This window comes from Streptomyces sp. NPDC006733 (assembly GCF_040636125.1).
Lineage (GTDB): Bacteria > Actinomycetota > Actinomycetes > Streptomycetales > Streptomycetaceae > Actinacidiphila.
Map to the genome: position 1 here is coordinate 62084 of NZ_JBEYJD010000027.1, position 21066 is coordinate 83149.

Consider the following 21066-nt stretch of genomic DNA (forward strand, 5'->3'; position numbering starts at 1 on the left):
TCAATCGTCGGCCGCGAGTTGCTCGAGCAGCTCGGCGACCTGCTCGACAGTTCGGCAGGAGAAGGTCTGCCGGTCGGCGGTTGGGGTGGGGAGGTTGAACTGGTCCAGTAGGCGCACTATTGCTTGCGTCTTCTTCAGGGATGACACCCCGAGCTCGGCTTCCAGATCAGCATCAGGCTCGACCACGTCGACGGGATACTGAACGATGTCCGCGAACACCTGGCGCACCTGGATGACGAGCTCGCCGCGCGACGGAAGCGCGGCCGGGGAGGCAGTGGCCTCCAGAGCTGCAGATCGCGCCGCCACCGGACCAGGGACAGGCGCGGGCAGGACGGGCTCGGACTGGCGTGCCGCGGCCGGCGGCAAAGTGGAGGAGGCCCGAAGGGATGGAAACGGGGCCGCCTCAGGTCTGGCCAGGGAAGCAAGCAGTGCGGGCAGTGCCTGGGCGGCCGCGCGTCCGGGCAATAAGGGGACGGCACGTGCAGCGGCAGGCAGGTTCTCGGACACCAAGTCGCTCAGCACCTGGCCGGCCCCGACCTCAACGAACGTCTCCGCCCCGTCGGCGTACAGACGGCTGAGCGTCTCCCGGAACATGACCGGCAGAACCAGCAGGCCTGCGATCAGCTCACGCACGTCGTCGGCGGTGTGCAGATGACGCCGCAGCTGCGGCGAGTAGACCGGACGGCCGGGGGAGTGCACGGGGATATCTGCGGTGGCCTCGGCGAACCGGCGGGAGGCGGCCCAGAACATCGGATTGTGATAGGCGCCGGGGATACCCAGCCGGGTGACGCGGACCCCGACGGAGTCGGCCAGCCGCTGGCAAGTCTCCACGGCGCAGACGCGGCCGGATACGACAATCTGACGCGGACCGTTGTCGACGGCGACCGTGAGGGACCCCTCGTCGACCAACTCGATCATGGCGGTTACCCGCCGCACCGACGCGTTGACCGCGAGCATCGCACCGTCGGGCACCTCCGCCTGGGTGACCGCGCGGTAGCGCTCGCACAGCAGCCGGGCACCGTCGGCCTCACCGATCGAGCCTGTGGCGACGAGGGCCGTGATCTCCCCGCTGCTGTGCCCGAACATGATGTCGGCCTCGGCTCCCGACTCGCTCAAAGCCCGCGTGAGCACCAGCGACGTGGCGTAGAAACCCAGCCACAGATGCTCCGGACGCTGATCCAAGTCCTCGGGAGCGGCTCCCAGGAGCCGCGGGGAGACAGCCTCCCATCCGTAGTCGCCTGCCACCTCGTCCACTGTTTTCAGGATGGTCCGGTACGCAGCATTCTGGTCGACCAGGGAGCGCAACGCACCGGTGAGATGCGCCCCAGGACTGGTGAACATCCACGCTTGCTTGGTCATGCGAACCCTTAATCCGAAGTGGTCTGGGCCTGCGGCCCCACCCGTTCCCGAGGCAGCAGACAAAGAGTCGGGAACGGGTGGCGACGCAGATGACTCGTCGTGGTGGCGTCAGGCGAAGCACCCGCGGCAGTGTCCGGGTACTGCCCCGCCGCCTCCACCGGAGCTGGCTACTCGGCGATGGCCGTGCTGTCGCTGAACTGGAAGACCGGCACCCGTTGCCCCTCCACCATCTCCGTCTCACCGGTGCCCTCGAAGCGCTGGTGCCGCCCGTAATAGGCCACCACGACCCGCGAAGCGTCAGCGGTGCTGTCAGGTGTCCGGTGCAGACGCGGTAGCTCCGGCGGACCTCACATCAGCACCACCAGATGCTCGGCGACCGGCTTCACCTTAGATGTCGCGTTCATCACCTCCAACCGGCACAACCTGCGGATTCAGCGACACGACTGGTACCTCCCCTTCAATCGGGACGCACATCCATCAAATGCACGCGCCCACCGGGCGCACGGGAGCACACCCGGGGGCGCATCGGCTATCGCGCCCCAGCTCTCTCCTGAAGCCCAGCCGTCGCGGAAAACTCCGGATTTACCGCGGCGGACCCCAGCCGTGATCATCGCGACCTGCAGCGGAACCCTCCGGCAGCGGAGGCGAGGTGCACGCATTTACTGCGGCAGTGCGCGGGAGGCGGGGCGGATATGGCGATCGAACCAGCGACCGAAATCGGGAGCGGGGGCGCCATCCGGCTCCCGTGCGCCCGGGTGGTGCCCTGTCCGCCCCGCCGCGTCGTACGCCGCGGCGGTCGAGCGGTACCTCACCGGCGCCGGCATCGCGAAGTCCTCCGCACGGATCTACCGGATCTCGCTGACGACATGGGGGTGGATGCTCACCGGCGAAAGCGCGCCGACCGGGCCCGCCCGCCGGCGCGCGACGCCGCCCGTCTTCCCCGTCGCCGCGATCGACGACCCGGCGCTGCCTCAGATGCTGGCCGAGCTGGCGGCGGCGCGAGCGGACGCGATGGACTCCGACACTGTCAACCGGGAGCTGTCCATCGCCCGCAAGGCGATCAGTTGGTGGCGGGGCTAGGAGTCTTCAAATGTCACGCCCACATCAGGAGTGATGCGAGCGTGACGGCGGCCTGGTAGGACTCGGCGGTCTTCTCGTAGCGGGTGGCCAGGCCGCGCCACTGCTTCAGACGATTGAAACAGCGTTGACGACGTTGCGGTGCTTGTAGAGCTCTGGATCGAAGGCCGGCGGGCGGCCACCACGGCGCCCGCGCCGCAGGCGGTTGGCGATCTGATCGGCGCGTTCGGGGATGGTGTGGCCGATGTCGTGCCGCCGCAGCCAGTCCCGGATCGCCTTCGAGCTGTAGCCCTTGTCGCCCAGAACATGGTCGGGCCGCACCCGCGGGCGCCCCGGTCCGATCCGCGGCACCCGGATCGCCTCCATCACGGCGGTGAACTGAGTGCAGTCGTTGGTATTGCCGCCCGTGATCGCGAAGGCCAGCGGCCAGCCCGCCGCATCGCACGCCAGGTGGATCTTGCTGGTCAGGCGGCCTCGGGAGCGTCCGAGGCCGGGGTCGCGGAGCCCCCTTTTCGCGCCCCGGCGGCATGCTGGTGGGCGCGGACCATGGTCGAATCGACCGACACCAGCCAGTCGATATCGTCGTTCGCGTCCGCCCTCGCCTACGCGGCCTGCAGCATCCGCTCGAACGTGCCGTCCAACGCCCACCGGCGGAACCGGGTGTGCAGCGTGGCCCACGGCCCGTACCGCTCGGGCACGTCCCGCCAGGCCGTGCCGGTGCGGAACTTCCACACAATGCCATTGAGCACCGTGCGGTCGTCCACCCGTCTCCTGCCGCGCAACGACACGGACAGCAGCGGACGGACGAACTCCCACTCGGCATCGGACAGTTCATGGCGACGTATCACCCGACCATGATGCACTACTCAAGATCTTTTGAAGACACCGCCTAGGGCGATCGCAGGCGATCCCACGATCGGTATCGAGCGGCGGCCGGCTGCGCCGAACCGGACCAGGGCGCTGGCGGAGAACCAGATCGCCGCCCTGTGGCGCCTGGACGTCGCCCTGCGGGAGAAGACGCAGTGGAAGATGCTCCACGAGACCGCCGCCCGGACCGACGAGACGCTGTGCCTCAATGTGGAAGACCTGTACCCGCAGGACAAGCGCGGCAGGATCACCGCCAAGGGCGGCGCGACCGAGTGGATTCACTGGCAGTCCGGCACCCTCCAGCTCCTGCCCCGCCTCATCGCCGGACGCCGCCACGGCCCGCTCTTCTTCACCGAACGCAAGGCCCCGGCCGGAACGCCGACGCTGGACGTGTGGCCGGAGACGGAGCGAAACCGCCTGTCCTACCGGCGAGCCGAAGAAATCTTCGAGGAGAGCACCCGGCTCCTGACCAACCCCCTCGCCGCCCCCAAGGAGACCGACACTCTGGAGGGATGGACGCTCAATCGGATCCGCCACAGCGCTCTGACACGCGACGCCGAGGACGGCACGTCCACGCCGATGCTGCTCGCCCGCTCCCGCCACGCCTCCGTCCGCTCCCTGGAGCGGTACGCACGGTCCGGCGTCGACGCCGTCGCCCGGCACGTCGCCGAACGCGACCCGCAGCCCGCCGTAAGCGCCAGTAGAGTTACCCGTGGGTTAGTTTGCCCACGGATATCAGCTTCCTTACAGCTTGTTGCCGAGACCCTGCGGCTGGCCCTGGACGCGCTGGCCCTGCACGCCAATGACTGCATTTCCCCGTTCATGACACAAGGCTGGGCCGAACGCTATGGCCGGCCGGTTCGCTACGACCGGTTTTCTCGGGGCAGGAAGCTGTGCTCGAGTATGTCCTGCAGGTCGGCTAGGACGGCCTGCGGCTCCTGCGGCACCCTGACCTGCCCCCACGGAGTCACTAGCTGTTCTGTCCCGGGAGGTTATGAACAGTGGTGATGATCACCTTCGGGGGATCTTGAACGAGTGAGGGCCTTCAGGGTTCGGTGTGGATTGCGACATCTCCACCGAACGAACAGAAGGCTCTCATGCCCCACCGCAATGCACCGCTGACCGAACTGGGATGCCTGCGTCTGGCCCGCTGTGTCGTCGACGACGGCTGGCCACTGCGGCGGGCCGCGGAGCGATTCCAGGTCTCGCCCACCACCGCCCAGCGCTGAGTCACCCGCTATCGCGAGTGCGGAGAGGTCGGCATGACCGACCGCTCGTCGCGCCCGCACCACAACCCCCGCCGGACCGCCACCCCCACCGAACGGCGGATCATGAAGGTCCGTTGGCTGACCCGATACAACACCCGCCGCCGACACCCCCGTCTTGGCCAGCGGTCCCCAATCGCCTACGAGAACGCCCTCCGACCAGCAGCAACTACCTTGACCCAAACCGCATAGACGTGTTCAACATCCGGGGCCAAGGCCCATCTCACACAGAGTCCGGGCGAGTGCCCGGGTGAGCCGGGAGGAGGGAAAGCGCCCCAGCGTGGGTTCGCCGCCGGATGCGCGCAGGAAGCGTCGGTCACACCACTTCCCGCAGGACGGTGTTCCTGCTCTCCCGCACCTGGGCGTATCCCACGAGGCCGATGAGAATCGCGAGGAGCACGGCGGAGGACCCCGCCGTGCCGAGGTCGAGGCCGCCCTTGGCAAGGGGCTTGGTAAGGAAGTCGCCGGCGGTGGCCCCGAGGGGGCGGGTGAGAACGAAGGCGATCCAGAACAGCAGTACGTTCGGTACGGCGGGCACCCGCATCAGAGCGACGAGGACGGCGAGCATGCCCGCGACGAGAAGGGCACCACCGGCGTAACCGAGTCCGGAGCTGTCGGACAGGAAATCGCCCATCGAGGTACCGAGGGTGTTCGAGACGAGGATCGCCGACCAGAAGAGGGCCTCTGCACGGAAGGTGACGATGTCGCGGATGGAGAAAGTCAGCCCGCTGCACTTCCAGGCGGTGAAGATGGCGATCAACAGCGAAATCAGGATCGCGGCACCGATGGGGTAGCCCAGCCCCAGGCCCTGCGGCCCCCAGCCGAGCGTCGACGCGCCGTCGGTGAGGAACTTGGCGCTGGCGTCCCGGTTCATGAAGTCGGACATCGTGGTGCCGACCGTGCTGGTGGACAGGATAACCGTCCAGTAGAAAAACGGGTTGTAGTGCTTGGAGCAGAGCTGTGCGGAAAGCGTAACCACGAAGATCAGGAACAGGGCAATGGTGCTGAGGAAGTAGCCAAGTTTGAGGGTCTGGGCGAAGAGGTCACCGGCCGTTTCGCCGAGGGTGGTCGCCGCAATCTTCATGACCCAGAAGGCCAGAGTGACCTCCGGAAGTTTCTTCGTCACGTGCCTTTTAATGCCTGCGCCATCCAGATCGGTCAGGAATTCGGACTTTTCCACGTTCGGTCTCTCTAGTCGGGCGGATACGAGGCGTCGCCTTGTTCAGGTGCGAGGTGTCGCCATGCAGCAGTACGTCGCGCACCGCCCGACCCTCTCAGCCCCGGCCTGAATACATTCCGAAAGTCGGTCCGCCGCACCCCCGGAGGGCCACATACGGAGGAACCGTCCTCCGCCTATGCGGCAGCCACTTTTGCTGGCGCGGACGTCAGCTCCGAACCCCACCGGCGGGCAGAGTCGAACGCCCTGGACCTTCAACACCCCCGAGAACCGAGCGTCCCGGTGATCGGGCGCCGATCCCGACCGCCACGGGTGGGGAGTTCGCGGGCTGTATGACGAGCCTGACGCATCTGTGCTCACGCGTATCGTCTCTCAGCCGAGGGTCCTTGACGGGCTGAGTCGCCGAAAGTCGGCCAGACCGGGTGGCGCAGAGGCCAGCGAAGCGATCAGTGCTCAGCGTGTTGGTCCCCGGCCTCAAGAGTTCCGCCGAGCTTGGTACGCAAGGCGCGTAGGACGTCCAGCTTCTCGGAGACGACGACCCATCGCATTCCCACGAGGTAGTTGCCTCCATACTCGCGGGCTTGGATCAGCCAGGCACGCTGCCCCTCGTCGGCGGTGAAGGTGGCCATGCGGAACTCGCCTTGGGATGCCTTGCACGATCCCGTACGCAATTCATCGGCGGTCACACTGATTTCGGGCCTACAGCCGACCACCGCGGCAATCGTCTCTATGGACTCGGTTTGGGCTGCTGCTGCTTCGGTATGTGCTGTGTGGGTCCCCGTCGGCGCCTGGTCGCAGCCGCTGAGGAGGACGCCACACAGCGAGGCGGCGAGAATTACCCGGACGTATCCGATGCGACCCTGAAGTGTCGGCATGATGACCTTACTGCTCGAGTGTCCCACTGCTTCCTCGCTGGGCGGACTTTCAGGTTTCGAGGCGGACCCGGTACGGTCCGAGGTCAGCAAGGCCACCTCGCAACCCAATTCGGCCGCCCGCGGAATGTGGTTCGCAGCGAGAGTTGGAAACAAGTGACCGGGGTTCCGAAGCGGGGAGCCTGGATCCTTGCTGCGACCCAACCGAGGACGGAGGCTCCGACGCGGTGCAACCGGGGCTGGCGAAGCAAGACTGGCCTGCGTGCTTCTACTTGCTCCCGAGCCGGTCCCGCGGCACTACGCTCGGCAGTCCGTCACGGTTGTCCGTCACACGGCAGTTCATCAGAACGCATATCAGTCCGCGGGATCAGAGGCCGGACGCCCGTGCGTGGAGGGTCGGCTTTAGCGGCCTGCGGCGGCCTTCTTGCCGCTGTCGGTGACTGCGAACCACAGGCCCTGCTTGCCCTGGCCATTGATGTCACCGGCCTTCTTGTCCCCCGCGAAGGTGTAGACCGGCCAGCAGTTGATGGACAGTTGCTTGGTACCGTCGGGTCGGGTCACGGTGCCTATCAGCTTTGGTGAGATTCCGCGCAGCTTCTTCGCGTCGACGGGCTTGGCGGGTGTCCATGTCTTCAGGCAGGCGTCGAGGCAGCCGATCTTCATCGGCCAGGCGCTGTCCTTGTCGAACCGGTAGAGCGTGCGGGAGAAGGCATCTTGAAAGATCTTGCCGAGATCGGCGTTGTCCACGATGACCAGTGCGGCCGCGGCCACGACGACAGTCGTGTCCTTCTCAGCGGGTGCCTCTTTCTTGGCCTTCTTCCCGTCAGGCGCGATTGGGCTCCAGTTCGGCACCCCCTTGCCGTTAGTGTCTCCGGCCTTCTTGTCCTTGGAATAGCGGTATACGGGCCAGCCGGCCAGTGTCAGCTGACGGGTTCCATCCGAGCGCTCTACCGCACCCAGAAGGGACTTGTCGATGCCCTTGCCGGCCAGCACTTCCTCCGCCCGGACGGCTGGCCACGTTTCTGCGCACGCGCCGTTGCAGTTGGATGCAGGCGGCTTAGGGGAATCCTTGTCGAAACGGTAGAGAGTGAATCCTTCACCATCCGTAACGAAGGTTCCCTGGTTCGGGTCATTCTTCGCGGACAGCTCATTGACCTCTGCGATGGAGGCCTCTGGGCCCTTGGTGGAACTTGCGGAATTCGGTCCGCTTCCAGATGCCGTGGAATTCGGAACGTACTCCGATCCATACCCGGCATCCTTACTGCTTCCCGCACTCGCGACCTTGACGTCGTCGCTACCACCTCCAGCGCATGCCGTCGTCAGCAGAAAGGCCGAAGCGACCAGCCCTGAAAGAACTGCACGCTTTCCGTTCATCGCGATACCTCTTTCGTTTCGAATTCTCCGGTCTTGATCTGGCCGGCGACTAAGATTGCGTATTGCGTGACAGCCGACCGTGGCCGCACGCGTTCGTGAACGCCTTTTTGCTGCGGTGGCCCCAGCGGGGATGCTTCTGGGGCCACCGCCCTCCTCTGGGCGACGCGGGACGGGGGGAGGCCCGCCCAGAGAGGTCTTGTCGATGCGGACCGCTTACCGCGAGGGAGATTTCGTCCTGATCGACACGATCAGCACTTCTGGCCGGAGTTGATGCATCGCACGGCTTTGTTCATCAATCCGTCTGTCATGACGTTGATGAAGTCTCCGTGGTCGGTGACGGGTTTGTGCAACTGTTCCGGGAAGCTGTCCACGGCGAACAGAGCTCCGCCAGGGACGTCGTAGACCAGCCGCATTTCGAGTTCGGGTATAGCGGCGAGTCCACGAGGGCAGGCGCCGTTGGGGAGCGCAAAATCAACGTGCGTCCTGTGGTTGGCACTGTCGATATTCCGGCCGTCCCAACAGCTTTGGAAATTGAACGTCCTTACCACGTCGGAATTTTGCGGGCACAAGGGGTATTTGTCCGTGAGCTGGCGGTTTTCGAAGCCGGTACAGCTCCAGGAGGCGTTGGCGTCTGCAGGCCCGCTGGTGAAGGCCTTCGCGTCGCCGGTAATAATCCGCATGAAGCGGGGCATCGCGGTCACCTTGCCGACCGGACTTCCGGTGAACGTGAGCGTGACGTCCGCAGGCTCGAGTATCGAGCCGACGTTGAGGTCCTGTCCGCCGCCCGGCGCGCCGGCGTCTCGTTCGTTCCCGCTGCCGAGGAGCCGGGTCACCGGCCAGTAGTAGGTGGACTGGTCCTGGTTGACGCAGGTCGTTCCGGCGGCGGCGAGGGAACTGTTGACCGAGAAAGCGTCCGTGGACACATTCCCCACGTAGTCGTGCATATGGTGCGCGCCGTTGCTGACGCCCGGCGCGACGATCACGTTGTCCGGGTTGAGATGGCCGTTCTGATTGTGCCCGCACTCGGAAGTAAAGGTTCCGGTCGACGCACCCGGGGTCTTGCGACGTTGGGGGACGTTCGGTGCGACGGTCGTGATGTCGACGAAATCAGCGGCGGACAGACCCGCATTCGGAGGCACGGGTGCGTTGCCAGCACCGCCCTTGGCGTTGCGAATCGCGTTCTGGCCGTTGTTTCCGGCAGCCTGCCTGATGGTGCATTGGCTCAGCGCACCAAGCCCGGATCGTTTTGTGGAGGCCGGACCGATCGCGTTGGCGATGCGGTCGATGGTCCCCTGGCGCTGCTGTTGCAGGTCACTGATCAGGGCTTGTTGGTCCACGGCTCCTGACGTGAGCTTCTGGTACGCAGTCGCCACTTGGGTGTCGAGTTCCCCGAGGGCGCGGTTCACGTCCGACTGAGCCCGCGTGGGAACATCACGAAGCCGGTTTCCCACGTCGGGGCACACGACGGTGGCATCGGCTGACTGGTTATTGTCGAACGCACGTGACCCGCTGCCGGCTGATGCGTTGACGGCGATTACAGCGATCCCGCCGAATCCCGTGAGGGCCGCGGCGATCGCCAAGATGGTCCTGCGCGAGCGAAGGGAGCGTTTGTGGCCGTTACGACTCATGACATCACTTCTCTTCGTCGTTCTAGAGTCACGTAATCCGTGCGACAGGCTTCACGGATATGCTGTCGGCGAGCGCGTCGAAGTCGACGAGCCCCGTGGCCTCGAGTACCGAAATATGGTCGAGGACGACTGTGTTGGCGCGGGTCGCCAGGGCGCGGACCTTCGAATTTTGCGTCTGCGCCCGTACTTGTGCCACCAGCGCGAACACCGTCCCGTGGGCTCGGCGAAGCAGGTTGACGAGCACCCTCTCGTAGGCGTCCCCCCGCGCAGCGTCTATTTGGTCCAGCCAGCCTTGCTGTTGCTCGCTTGGCTTGGTGGGAAGCTCGATGCCGAGCTCTTGGGCCGTCGCGATGTCCATCTTGTTGAGTTCGTTGTGCCCCATGACAAGGTGGTCACCGACCTCGCGCACTGAGTCCTGTTTCGCACGCTGCTGGGCCCCCATTCCTGCGGGCAGTTCCCAAAGCCCGGCCAGCCGAACCTTTCTGACGAACTCTCGGTCGAGTGGAGTCAATGGTCCGAAGTTCGTGCTCACTATGCCGAGGCCGTCGTCAGCGACCGGGGTTCCGGGCGGTCCGAAGGTCTTCGTGCTGGTGACCAACACCGGTACCAAGAAGGCCAGCAGGGTCATCGCCACGGCTCCGACGAGAAAGCTGGTGCCGAGTTTGAAGCGTGGTCCGGCGCGTCCGTCGGCCGCAATTCGCCTCGCGGGTGCCACGACTGGTACTCCTTGCTGCTTGCCAGAAGAATTGCACCCGTGCGAAACGGGGTGCCTGACTACGGTGAGGACGGTCTCGCTAGGGGTTACTGCACGCTATCCATGTTGGATGAGGCTGGCCACTAGCCATCGTTAATGGATAGAAATTTGGGCTCAAGGGCTCGCGGAGATCGCGACACCATCCGGAGTCGGTCTGGAACTGCGAGGCAACCTTGTCGGGTGCGCGCGAGCCACCGCTCGCCGGCGGCCGACCCTCGGTTCTGGTGCACGCTGTGTTCGGCCGTATCGGCCAGATGGTGACAGCCAGACCTTGGATGCCAGCGATCCGTGACGTGGGGGTTGGAGGAGCGCAGCGAGCGTGACGCCAGCGCGGTTGTTGCCGTCGGCGTGTCGTGAGGCGTGGGTGAGAGCTCCGCACCGGTCGCAAGTATCTCCAACCCTTGCCTGCACACCCGGGGGCCTAGCTCGGGTCGGAATCAGCTCCGTCGCGAGGGAGATCCGTCGGTTGGACCTCCCTGAGACGGTTGCGTTCGGATGCGGTGAGGCCACCGAAGATCCCGTAGGGCTCTCTACGTTGGAGTGCGGCGACCAAGCAGCTTCGACGGACCGGGCAGGCCACGCAGAACCTCTTGGCCGTCTGTTCTTTCCGTGTTGGGTCTCGGCGGCCCTGACTATCGACGGGCGGGAAGAAGTCGTCCGGGTTGACACCAGGCTTCGCACAAGCCGCTCCGCGCAGGACGCGGCTTGGGGGACTGAGAAGCAGAAGTGCCACGGGATCCTGCAGCGGCGTGTCGGATTGCGTGGAACAAAACTGCTGGTCGTGGGTCATGTGGGCTCCTCCGGAGGTCATCGGAAGCGCTTGCTCATCCATGCAGATTCGTGAGTGCAGCGCGGTGCGGACCCAACTGAGCGGGGTCCAGCCCTGAGGGATTCGACGTCTGTCGGCTCACTGGCTGTTCCTGACGATCTACCAGAGCGAAGTGGCCTTGGGATTCAGTACGAGCGTGGTCAGACAGATCGGGCTTCAGGGCCTGGTCGTGCTGGTGCCGCGAAGGTGCCTGCGGCTCGGGCTTCGTGTCCCCACCTGCCGACGACCGGGTGGCCGGGCCAATGGGTTGGTGCGCAGGGATGCGGCTGCGCTCACATCCGCGGGGCTGCGGGTGAAGCATCGCTGCCACTGCGACGCTTCCATGGTCCGCGTTGGTCTCACAGTCCGTTGACGCGGCGCGCTTCCGGGCCGGTATTCGGGGTACTGAGTTGACTTCGTCGACTTCGACGGGCACGGCTGGTTTCTTGGTCCCGGTGCTCCGGCCCCATCAGGCGACGATTGTGTAGCGCGATCTCCAGGTCGACGCGGGTGCGTGGATCCCTCAGGGCCGGGCCAAAGAGGGCTTCCAGCCGTCGCAGGCGGTACCGCACCGTCTGCGGGTGCACCCGGAGCGCCTTGGCCGCGTCAGTCGCGCTTCCTGCGCTGAGCCACGCGGCCAACGTTTGCTCCAGGCGCTGGCGCTGTCGAGGTGTGAGGTGGTCGAGTGGTTGGAGGCGCTGGCTGACGTGCTGGCGGGCCAGGGTCTCGTCCTGGAACAGGAGCAGTGTCGACAGGTGGTCGTCGACGAAGACCACGGATTCCCCCTTGACCCTGCCGCTGGTCTTCAGGGTCAGCAGGCTTCGCGCCCACCTTAGTGAGGTAGCGGCTTCGGCCCATCGGGCAACTGGGGCTACCGCAGCTATTCGACCGCGGAGTTGGCGCTCCACCAGTGCCCGGCTGTCGTGCTCTGGGTTGAAGATCAGCACGAATGGTTCAGGGCCGGCCAGATCCACGAGCCCGGCCTGCGCCATCTGTAGCGGAAGGTCGTCGCAGAGGGCGGGGAACGCCACGGCCTGGACGGTTTGTGGCGGCTCGCCGATCAGGCGGGCCAGCAGCTCCAATTCACCCTGTGACGTGTGATCGTCGGCGCCAGGTGGCTGATGCCAGATCGGACTCACTGCAGCGGTGGGCATTGCGGGGTCGCAGGTGTCAGTGGGGGAACTCTTGCCTACCGGGGCGCCTGGGTCGTCCGTACCGCCAGGGTCGGCAATCGGGTCTCCGCGCAGCCAGCGGTTACTGAGCGGGTAAGCGGACCTCGGTGAAGCTGGTTTGACTTTGCTGACCATCATCTCGACTCACTCGTTCCGGGGATGCGCGCATCTGAGGGTCGCCATCAGGTGCACAGAAAAGTAGCCAGGTGGTTCTTAAGACACGCGTACCCCCTGTTCAACCCGGGGCTTTGCTGATTCTTTACCTTCCGCAATGACTGCGGTTCACGCGGGATCGCACGGCTGCCATCTCCCTGACGCACGCGGACGGTCAGATCTATCACTTCTCGCCATTTCCTCTCGGTCAGCTACCCCCTTCAACGATCGTGTCGTAGTTAGTCGGACCAGGCGGAGCAGGAGCGGTACCGTCCGGCAGCCATGCTGCGTCGACCACCACTCAGGACCTCGTGCCGAACCGAACTCACCGTACGACCGCTCCGCCAGCCCAGTTGAGCTACGGCGTTGCCTGAAGCCTCACTGCGCTGCGTATGCCCGATCTAGCGAACACACGGAAGGCTCTGCCCGCCATGCCTCGGAACTACCGGCCCAATCCCACCCCACCGCGAGGAAGGAGGCACCGTGCCGTCCCCGGCTCGAACTCAGCTCGCCAGCCCGGTCCGCCGATCCCTGCCCTCGCCTCGGTCGTCGAACGCCGCGCGCTGCGAGGTGGCGCCATAGCCGCCGCGGCGTTCGCCGGCGTCTTCCTTCTGGCCATCGTGCCGGCCCGCGCTGTTGTGGACTTCGCCGCCGGTGTTCTTTCCCTTGTCTCGCTGACGGCCGCTGTCCTGTGGGGCCTGTCTGCCACGGACCGTCTGATTCTCGATCCGAAGCAACGCTTGCTCGCGCAGGCCATCCACCGGGGGGCGGTGGTTGCTGGTCTCGGTTTCCTCGCCCTGCACATCTGGGTCAAGGTCACGGGTACACGAACCACCGTGACTGCGGCCGTGGTGCCGTTCACTGACCCCAAGCAACCCGGACTGGTCGGGCTGGGGACTCTCGCCATGTACCTGTTTTTGGTCTCAACGGTGACCGGAGCGCTGCGCAGTTCCTTCGTCTCTTCGGGGCGAGTGGGCTGGTGGCGCGCCTTGCACATGTTCGCCTACATTGCCTGGGGGGCTTCGCTCATCCATGGGCTCAAGGCCGGCCGGCCAGCTGCCGGTTGGGTTACGGCTGCCTATTTGCTGAGCGTGGTCGGCGTGGGCGCGGCCCTCGTATTGCGAGCTGTCAGCGTCCCGTCTGACAGCCAGCGTCGGACCTCCGCGCAGCTACCCTCGCCCGTGCAGCCACTGCGGCCTACCCGGGTCCGCACTCCGCAGGCGACGCCGGGCCATACGGTCCGCCTCAACAGCAAGGAACGGGTGCTGTGACGCGAAAGTCCGTTGGCCTCTTCGCCGTCGGTCCCGCCCGGCTGCTGTCGGGACTGGGAGAGGCCGAACGCTTGGACCGTGTGGAGCACCTGGCCGTCCATGGCGCACTGCCAGAGGTCCGGCCGGAGGAACTCATCGCGTTGGCGGAGAACGTCAACCTGTGCGGGCGGGGCGGGGCTGGGTTTCCCTTCGCCCGCAAGTTGAAAGCGGTCATCGACTCGTCCGCCCGTCGCGGCGGGCGCGCCGCCGTCGTGGTCAATGGCAGTGAGGGAGAGCCCACCTGCCTGAAGGACGCCACTCTGCTGTCGCGCGCCCCCCACCTGGTCCTTGATGGTGCGCTGTTGGCAGCGGACGCCCTGGGGGCCGAGGAGATCGTGGTCGGCGTTACCAGGACGGAACTTGAACGCTCGGTGAGCGCGGCGATAGCAGAACGCGGACCGGGCTGGCCCAGTATCCGTGTGGAGCTCCTGCCCGAGCGCTTCGTCACCGGTGAGGGAACCGCGCTGACCAACGGGCTGAACACAGGGACCGCGCTCCCCCCGGGACGCAAAGTACGGACGAGCGACAGCGGACTGCGGGGCATGCCGACCCTGCTGTCCAACACGGAGACATTCGCCCAGCTCGCCGTCGCGGCACGGATGGGTGCCCTGTCCTACCGGGAGGCCGGGCTCCCCTCGGAGCCCGGCACCACACTGCTGACTGTCGCGGGGTCCTGGGTCGTGGAGACCCCCACAGGAGTGCCGGTTGCCGACATTCTGCAAATGTGCGGCACGGACCCGGGCCAGGGCGTCCTGGTCGGCGGTTACCACGGCGGGTGGTTGGCCCCCGGTGCCGCTCGAGCCGCACTGATCTCTCGGGAATCGCTGACCATTTTCGGCGGGTCGCTCGGTGCCGGCGCGATCCTCCCGTTGCCCCTGGACACCTGCCCTCTCGGCGAGGTCGTGCGAGTGGCCCGCTGGATGGCCGAAGAATCGGCAGGACAGTGCGGACCATGTGTGCGAGGACTGCCAGCCCTGGCCAGCGCACTGGCCCGCGTCGTCGAAGGCAGCAGGACCGACGCCATGAACAAGGTGCGCGACTTGCTCGACTCGGTCCGCGGTCGCGGTGCGTGTAGCCACCCGGACGGTACCGCGCGCTTTATCACCTCCGCGCTTACGGCATTCCCCGACGATCTCAAGGACCACCGCTACGGCCTGGGTTGTGGCAGGGCGGTGCTGGGTGTACTACCGCTGGGTGATGACGTCCCGGGTTCCAGCGACCAGTTCGAGCGACTGCTGGTCGACTGGACGCTCTGCGCCGGACACGGATTGTGCGCGCACATGCTCCCCGACGTCGTGCAACTCGGGGCGGACGGTTACCCCGCCTCCGCGCAAATGCGCCTGCCCGAAAGCCAGCACGTACAGGGGCTGAGGGCGGTGCGCCGGTGCCCCGCCCTCGCCCTGCGCATCGAAGCATGACCAAAGGGTGCGAAGCGACGGTTGGGCGCCCCGAATCCGCCTGGGTCGACACCCACGCTTCCAGCCCCCGTCTTCGTCCGTCGCCCGGGCGCCCATCTGGAGGTGGGCAACAACAGGGTGAGCGCGGCCGGATTGTCCGTCCAGGACCCCCTTGAGGAGCGGGACGGCAGCTGTGCCGCGCACCAGGGTCTTTACCCGGACATCGCCGCAGACTCTGGCCAATCGATAGACAAGGTCACCCATAGATCCCTCCTCATGCCCTGCCCACCTAGGTGAGAATGCCGACGGCTCCCTTTGTTCCTCTGTGGCAGTTCCGCTCCCTGGTCGCGGCAGAGGCGCGCTTTGTCGGGCCTGCCGGCGTCCCAGGGCACAGCGGGTTTTGCCCCCCACCACACCGTCAGACGGTCTAACTGCCCTCGACGTTTCGAGGTTGCTTCGATATGACTGCCTTGTCCTCTGGCTCCGAACGGTCCGTGCACCGCACCGCACCGAGTCACCCGCACCGGGCCCGCCTGGTCGCTGCGTTCAGATCACCGAGCCGGGCCAGTCACATTCCGCAAAATAATGGCCGCCTGCGGCAAGACTGATCTAGTTTCAATCGCACAGGCGCCGACCCCCTTCGTCGGCAAAATATTCCGCCCTAGATCAGGAGACACCGCCAATGAGGACTGAAGGACCTGCCAACGGACTGCAAGCGACCTTCACCAGGGAGCTCTACGCTCGAATCGCCAACATGGACAATGCGAGCTTCATCGAACTGCGCAACCTGGTGCAGAGCAACCCATCTGATGACAAGCGCAGCCTTGCGTTAAAACGCAGCTTCTACTCGAACGGCTGCACGATGCTCCCGGGTGCGGTGCTATCCGACGCAGTGTGGAATGCCTGCGCCCAGCACAACTTCCGCTACACCGTGGGTCCCCGTGTCTACGCCAGCTCGTTCGTGGAGGCAGAGGCCGAACGGCTATCAGCGGATGAGCAACTGGGCGGCAACATAGCGGCCCAGCAGGTCAGCCCGGATCTGCTCAGCAGTGTGCACGGCCGACTGCATCAGGAGGGAACCTCGGCCTTCGCTTCGTCCTTCTTTATTGGCGCCCCAGCTAATGGGGCTGAAATTTTTTCATCGCTGGAGCAGGTCAGGGCACCGCAGCACCCTGCGGTCCACGACGCCGGGTAATGCGACCGCGCTGTGGAGGCAGGGACGCACGCGGGTGCGGGCCCCCAGCCCTTCCACCGCCAAGCCGCAGATCCGTCCCGGAGCGCATCACCAGCAACACGGAGTCGATCCGCAAGAAGAACGGACACGATGACCGCCGCATACGGAAACCGGCCCGGACGCAGAACGGCCAGGAAAACCTTCACGATGATTGCCTGCAGTGTGCTCGCCGCAGGAGGCTTGGCCAGCGTGGGCATGAATGCTCTCAGGCCGGAAAAAGCTCTGGCCTCCAGCCACCGCGAGGCGCCACTGATTTCTGGACAGCCGCGTTATGACAACACCGACGTCTACGCGTTCGTCAGCCCGGACAAACCGGCCACCACAACATTGGTTGCCAACTGGATTCCGTTCGAAGATCCCGCCGGCGGCCCAAACTTCTACCAATTCGCCCAAGACGCACAGTACGACCTCCATATCGACAGCACCGGTGACGGGCAGTCCGAACTAATCTATCGGTGGACGTTCAAGGACCACATCCGATCCCAGCACACGTTTCTGTACAACACCGGGGTAGTGACATCCCTGGACGACGCCGATCTCAACTTCAGCCAGACCTACGACCTGAACCTGCTGAAGTTCAAGGATGGCCGCCTCATCGGCAACCAGCGGCTTACCAAGGACGCCCCCGTCGCTCCTTCCAACGTCGGCAGGGCCTCCATGCCGCACTACAGCACCCTGCGCGACCAGGCCGTCCGCCGCTTGGCAGACGACTCCACCAGCTTCGCAGGACAGGCCGACGACCCCTTCTTCGTGGACCTTCGGGTCTTCGACCTGCTGTACGGCGGCAACCTCTCCGAGACCGGCCAGGACACCCTTAAGGGCTACAACGTCAACAGCGTCGCCCTGCAAGTCCCCTCGGCAACGCTCGGCGCAACGGCGGACCGCCCGATCTTGGGGATCTGGAGCACCACCCAACGCCAAACGGCCAGCGGCGGGTGGGCACAGATATCACGTCTGGGCATGCCTTTGGTCAACGAGGTGGTCATCCCGCTCAAAGACAAGGACCGGTTCAACGCCTCCACCCCCTGGGAGGATGCACAGTTCGCCCGCTCTGTCACCCATCCCGAGCTGCCCCGACTGCTGCAGAAGATCTACAACATCCCGGCGCCCGCTGAACCGCGCAATGACCTGGTGCAGGTGTTTCTCACCGGCGTCCCCGGGCTCAACCAACCGCCCGGCGTACGAGCCGGGGAAGAGCTCCGGCTCAACACGTCGATCTCACCGGCCCGGCAGCCCAAGCGCCTTGGCGTCCTGGACGGCGATAACGCCGGCTTTCCCAACGGCCGGCGATTGTCCGACGACGTCCTCGACATCTCGCTCCAGGTCGTCGCTGGTGAACTCGTCGGCGCAAAGAACGAGCTGGGCGACGGAGTCGACGCCAATGACCAGATGTTCGGCGGCACGTTCCCCTACCTGGCCCTACCGACCTCCGGGTCACGCGGCTCCCTGGCCAGCGGTGGTGCCGATACCGGCATCGACGACAGCCAATCTCAGCCCGCCAGCGCACTGCTCAATACCCTCACGGCGGCATCCGCGACCTCACCGAACTCATCCGACGGTCGCCCGTTGCTCCTCGTGGGCTCCACAGCCGCAGGACTCGTCGGGGCCGCTCTCCTGGTCATCGGCCTGATCTGGCTGCGCCTGAGCCGATCCCGGCGGCGTCCGCGTTCCGCGAGGCGCGGATAGAGCACCGCCCGACCAACCGCGACCGTGTCCTGACAGGAGATCGACCATGCCGCGTCGGCACCAGGTCCGCACCACCGTCAGCGTTCTCGCACTCACGTCCCTGATGACGGCCGGAGCACTCGTCCACGAAGACGGCGCACCCTCGCCCACCGCACACGGAGCGCTCTCCGCTACCGATACGGTGACGCCACAGTTGACCGCAACTGATGTCGCCACCCGTATCACCGCCTTGCAGCAGTACCTGCAGACCCACCCGCGCGACCCGGCACGCTGGGCCACGCTGAGTGCCGCCTACATCGAGCAGGCCCGCACCACCGGCGACTCCAGCCGCTACCCGCAGGCAGGCGACGCCCTCAGCCGCTCCTTGGCTCTACAACCCCGGGACAACGACGCCGCCCTGGCCGGGTACGCCGCCCTGGCCGCGGCGCGCCACGATTTCCAGACTTCGTTGCGCTACGCGGATGCGGCGCTGGCGGTCAATCCATACGGCGAGCGCGCACTCGCCGTACGAATCGACGCCCTCGTCGAACTGGGTCGCTACGACGAGGCCTTGGCCGCTGCTCAGCATGCAGACGCCGTCCGTCCCGGCATTCCCGCCTTCACCCGTCTGGCATACGTGCGGGAACTGCGCGGCGACACCGTCGAGGCCCGCCGCATCCTGATCCTGGCGCTGAAAGACGCCAGTACCCCTGCGGAGACCGCCTACAGCGCCACGGCTCTAGGCAACCTTGCCTGGGCGCAGGGACGTTACGACGAAGCTCTCGCGCACTACGCCACAGCGCTACGTGCCGATCCTCAATACCTTCCCGCACTTGAAGGACGCGGCCGGACCCGGGCATCACGTGGAGACCTCAAAGGTGCGCTGCGAGACCTGACCACGGTGGTCCAACAGGTTCCACTGCCTGCGGAGCTCACTGCTCTGGGCGAGACCTATCAAGCCTCCGGCAACCCACCACAGGCTCAGCGCCAGTTCGCACTCGTCGCCGCCTGGTCCGTGCTGGCCCAAGCTAACGGCGTAGCCACAGACCTGGACACCGCTGTCGCCCTGACCGAACACGGCAACCCTATGGACGCTCTGGCCGCCGCCCACCGCGCCTGGGACCAGCGGCATACCGTACACACGGCAGATGCCCTGGCCTGGGCTCTGCATGCCCGTGGCCAGGACGCACAGGCCCTTCCGTACGCACAGCGCTCCCTCGCCACGGGCTACCGCAACGCAACGTTCCGCTATCACCTGGCGATCATCGAGATGGCCCTCGGCCGACGTGACCAGGCGCGGGTAAATCTCCGTTCGGCGCTGGCTCTCAATCCCGGTTTCTCCCCCACCGGCGCGCCGGCAGCCCGCGCGGCGCTGACCCAATTGGATCGCCTCCCGGAGCCTTCGTGAGTTGTCGTCATCGTGGGTACTTCGCTGTCTTGTTCCTCCTCACCGTCGCCCCGGCGATCAGTGTTCTCCTGCCACCGGCCGACGCCTCGGCTCACCCGCTCGGCAACTTCACTGCCAACCAGTACGACGGGCTGACCCTTTCCCCCGGTGCACTCCTCGTCGAGCATGCCGAGGACCTGGCCGAGATTCCGACGGCGCAGGTGCGCCCGGATATCAACACGGACGGCAATCCCGCTTGGGCGGCTGCCGAATTGGACACGTGGGCCCGCCGGCGCTGCGCGACAGCCGCCGCCGGGGCCCGGCTGAGCGTGGACGGTCGCACCACTTCCCTTACCGTCACTCGGGCGGCCGCTCAAGTACGCGGGGGGCAGGCTGGCCTTGCCACGCTCCGAGTGGATTGTGCCCTGAAGGCGATCTTGCCGATTGACCACCCGTCTATGACCGTGGGCTACCGACCCTCGCCCGTGGCCAGCGGTCCGGGCTGGCGCGAGATCACCGCCCGAGGTGACCGGGTCGCCCTCACGGCCTCCGATGTGCCGGCCACGTCCCTGTCTAGACAGCTCACCAGCTATCCGCTGGATCTGCTGTCCTCCCCGCCGCAGCAGCGCTCAGCGATCCTGCAAGCCGTATCCGGTGGACCACCGGCCGCCCCCTTGGATACTTCTGCTCTCATCGGTATGCCCAAGGGTACGGCGGTGGCCCGCGGCGTTGACCACTGGACTCAGTCCTTCACCGCGCTGGTGGCCCGGCACCACCTCACCTGGCCGTTCGGGTTGACGGCGCTGGGCTTCGCCATCCTTCTGGGGGCACTGCACGCACTCACGCCCGGCCACGGCAAGACGCTGATAGCCGCCGCCACGAACGCCAGCGGCCGTACCTCACGCCGGGAAGCGGTGACGCTGGGCGCCACAGTGACGCTCACCCACACAGGCGGAGTCCTCGCACTGAGTCTGTTGGTCACTACCGGATCCGCCCGGGGACCCGAGGTGATGTCGTGGCTCGCCATCGCCAGTGGAACTCTGGTCGCGCTAGCTGGCGCGACGCTGCTGCACCATGCCGTACGCCAACTACGAGTGCACAAACCCTCTCACCCGCACCCCCACCCGCACCCGCACCCATCCCGATCCCTGCGGGGTGTCCTCGTCATGGGTTTCGCAGGCGGTCTGGTGCCCAGCCCGTCCGCCGTGGTGGTCCTGGTAGGCGCGACAGCTCTGGGCCGCGCATGGTTCGGTCTGCTTCTGACCTTTGCATACGGCGCCGGGCTCGCGCTCACTCTGACCGGCACCAGTCTCCTGGTCGTCCGGGGCAGCACCCGCATCTCCCGTGCCCTCACAGCACGCGACCGCCCCTGGTTTCCCCGGCGGATCTCCCCCGCGCTCCAATACGCCGCACCGATCGCCACCGCAACAATGGTCCTCGTGCTGGGCTGCGGCCTCGTGATGAAGGGCACGACGTCCACCTTCGGTTAACCGGACTGCGCCGACCACCGGTGCGGGACAGTAGTCGGATTCGCGGCGCGGCACGTTCGCATGTCGCAGCGGGTGCC

16 protein-coding genes and 3 pseudogenes are annotated in these 21066 nt (G+C 66.1%); 9 read left to right on the plus strand and 10 right to left on the minus strand.

Going from position 1 to position 21066, the window contains the following annotated elements; all coding sequences use genetic code 11:
* Both ABZ721_RS23785 and ABZ721_RS23790 read right to left on the minus strand, forming a co-directional pair.
* Nucleotides 1–1359, minus strand: coding sequence for an acyltransferase domain-containing protein (locus tag ABZ721_RS23785; protein WP_358790694.1), 1359 nt, complete (start codon nt 1357–1359; stop codon nt 1–3).
* A 167-nt stretch (nt 1360–1526) separates the two neighbouring features.
* A pseudogene (locus tag ABZ721_RS23790) lies at nt 1527–1694 on the minus strand (DUF5988 family protein); the annotation flags it as partial.
* A gap of 541 nt (nt 1695–2235) precedes the next feature.
* On the opposite strand from ABZ721_RS23790, the gene ABZ721_RS23795 reads away from it, so the two are divergent.
* On the plus strand, nt 2236–2439 hold the full coding sequence (locus tag ABZ721_RS23795; protein ID WP_358790695.1) for a hypothetical protein: 204 nt from the start codon (nt 2236–2238) through the stop codon (nt 2437–2439).
* A gap of 13 nt (nt 2440–2452) precedes the next feature.
* Here the strand turns inward: ABZ721_RS23795 and ABZ721_RS23800 are convergent.
* A pseudogene (locus tag ABZ721_RS23800) lies at nt 2453–3281 on the minus strand (IS5 family transposase).
* Between the two features lie 31 nt (nt 3282–3312).
* Here ABZ721_RS23800 and ABZ721_RS23805 point away from each other — a divergent pair.
* Complete coding sequence (locus ABZ721_RS23805) at nt 3313–4311, plus strand: tyrosine-type recombinase/integrase (RefSeq protein WP_358790696.1); 999 nt, start codon at nt 3313–3315, stop codon at nt 4309–4311.
* Nucleotides 4312–4400: 89 nt separating this feature from the next.
* Nucleotides 4401–4661 (plus strand): annotated as a pseudogene (locus tag ABZ721_RS23810) (leucine zipper domain-containing protein); the annotation flags it as partial.
* A gap of 223 nt (nt 4662–4884) precedes the next feature.
* Here ABZ721_RS23810 and ABZ721_RS23815 read toward each other — a convergent pair.
* The 7 genes from ABZ721_RS23815 to ABZ721_RS23845 all read right to left on the minus strand — a co-directional run bounded on the left by ABZ721_RS23815 (nt 4885) and on the right by ABZ721_RS23845 (nt 12335).
* On the minus strand, nt 4885–5748 hold the full coding sequence (locus tag ABZ721_RS23815) for a hypothetical protein (RefSeq protein ID WP_358790697.1): 864 nt from the start codon (nt 5746–5748) through the stop codon (nt 4885–4887).
* Nucleotides 5749–6191: 443 nt separating this feature from the next.
* On the minus strand, nt 6192–6620 hold the full coding sequence (locus ABZ721_RS23820; protein WP_358790698.1) for a hypothetical protein: 429 nt from the start codon (nt 6618–6620) through the stop codon (nt 6192–6194).
* 399 nt (nt 6621–7019) lie between these two features.
* Nucleotides 7020–7991, minus strand: a complete 972-nt coding sequence (locus ABZ721_RS23825) for an SCO0930 family lipoprotein (RefSeq protein ID WP_358790699.1) — start codon at nt 7989–7991, stop codon at nt 7020–7022.
* Between the two features lie 248 nt (nt 7992–8239).
* A complete protein-coding gene (locus ABZ721_RS23830) occupies nt 8240–9619 on the minus strand; it encodes a DUF1996 domain-containing protein (protein WP_358790700.1) in 1380 nt (459 codons plus the stop codon).
* A 28-nt stretch (nt 9620–9647) separates the two neighbouring features.
* Nucleotides 9648–10334 (minus strand): DUF4142 domain-containing protein, encoded by a 687-nt coding sequence (locus ABZ721_RS23835; protein WP_358790701.1) that lies wholly within the window; start codon nt 10332–10334, stop codon nt 9648–9650.
* A 460-nt stretch (nt 10335–10794) separates the two neighbouring features.
* On the minus strand, nt 10795–11205 hold the full coding sequence (locus ABZ721_RS23840) for a WhiB family transcriptional regulator (protein WP_358790702.1): 411 nt from the start codon (nt 11203–11205) through the stop codon (nt 10795–10797).
* Nucleotides 11206–11540: 335 nt separating this feature from the next.
* Nucleotides 11541–12335 (minus strand): helix-turn-helix domain-containing protein, encoded by a 795-nt coding sequence (locus ABZ721_RS23845; RefSeq protein WP_358790703.1) that lies wholly within the window; start codon nt 12333–12335, stop codon nt 11541–11543.
* 602 nt (nt 12336–12937) lie between these two features.
* On the opposite strand from ABZ721_RS23845, the gene ABZ721_RS23850 reads away from it, so the two are divergent.
* From ABZ721_RS23850 to ABZ721_RS23875, 6 genes are all read left to right on the plus strand, one after another.
* Complete coding sequence (locus ABZ721_RS23850) at nt 12938–13777, plus strand: hypothetical protein (protein ID WP_358790704.1); 840 nt, start codon at nt 12938–12940, stop codon at nt 13775–13777.
* A complete protein-coding gene (locus tag ABZ721_RS23855; protein ID WP_358790705.1) occupies nt 13774–15234 on the plus strand; it encodes an NADH-ubiquinone oxidoreductase-F iron-sulfur binding region domain-containing protein in 1461 nt (486 codons plus the stop codon). The genes ABZ721_RS23850 and ABZ721_RS23855 overlap by 4 nt, the downstream gene beginning before the upstream one ends.
* 733 nt (nt 15235–15967) lie before the next feature.
* A complete protein-coding gene (locus tag ABZ721_RS23860) occupies nt 15968–16408 on the plus strand; it encodes a hypothetical protein (protein ID WP_358790706.1) in 441 nt (146 codons plus the stop codon).
* Between the two features lie 129 nt (nt 16409–16537).
* Complete coding sequence (locus ABZ721_RS23865) at nt 16538–18133, plus strand: DUF4331 domain-containing protein (protein ID WP_358790707.1); 1596 nt, start codon at nt 16538–16540, stop codon at nt 18131–18133.
* A gap of 46 nt (nt 18134–18179) precedes the next feature.
* Nucleotides 18180–19520, plus strand: a complete 1341-nt coding sequence (locus ABZ721_RS23870; protein ID WP_358790708.1) for a tetratricopeptide repeat protein — start codon at nt 18180–18182, stop codon at nt 19518–19520.
* Nucleotides 19521–19549: 29 nt separating this feature from the next.
* Nucleotides 19550–20989 carry a sulfite exporter TauE/SafE family protein gene (locus ABZ721_RS23875; RefSeq protein ID WP_358790709.1) on the plus strand — a complete coding sequence of 480 codons (1440 nt, stop codon included), beginning with the start codon at nt 19550–19552 and terminating at the stop codon, nt 20987–20989.
* Nucleotides 20990–21066 lie beyond the last annotated feature (77 nt).

Coding starts and splice junctions, on each gene's coding strand:
- ABZ721_RS23785 (WP_358790694.1), bottom strand. CDS start 1,359: ATGACCAAGCAAGCGTGGATGTTCACCAGTCCTGGGGCGCATCTCACC.
- ABZ721_RS23795 (WP_358790695.1), top strand. CDS start 2,236: ATGCTCACCGGCGAAAGCGCGCCGACCGGGCCCGCCCGCCGGCGCGCG.
- ABZ721_RS23820 (WP_358790698.1), bottom strand. CDS start 6,620: ATGCCGACACTTCAGGGTCGCATCGGATACGTCCGGGTAATTCTCGCC.
- ABZ721_RS23825 (WP_358790699.1), bottom strand. CDS start 7,991: ATGAACGGAAAGCGTGCAGTTCTTTCAGGGCTGGTCGCTTCGGCCTTT.
- ABZ721_RS23830 (WP_358790700.1), bottom strand. CDS start 9,619: ATGAGTCGTAACGGCCACAAACGCTCCCTTCGCTCGCGCAGGACCATC.
- ABZ721_RS23840 (WP_358790702.1), bottom strand. CDS start 11,205: ATGGATGAGCAAGCGCTTCCGATGACCTCCGGAGGAGCCCACATGACC.
- ABZ721_RS23845 (WP_358790703.1), bottom strand. CDS start 12,335: ATGCCCACCGCTGCAGTGAGTCCGATCTGGCATCAGCCACCTGGCGCC.
- ABZ721_RS23850 (WP_358790704.1), top strand. CDS start 12,938: ATGCCTCGGAACTACCGGCCCAATCCCACCCCACCGCGAGGAAGGAGG.
- ABZ721_RS23860 (WP_358790706.1), top strand. CDS start 15,968: ATGGACAATGCGAGCTTCATCGAACTGCGCAACCTGGTGCAGAGCAAC.
- ABZ721_RS23865 (WP_358790707.1), top strand. CDS start 16,538: ATGACCGCCGCATACGGAAACCGGCCCGGACGCAGAACGGCCAGGAAA.
- ABZ721_RS23870 (WP_358790708.1), top strand. CDS start 18,180: ATGCCGCGTCGGCACCAGGTCCGCACCACCGTCAGCGTTCTCGCACTC.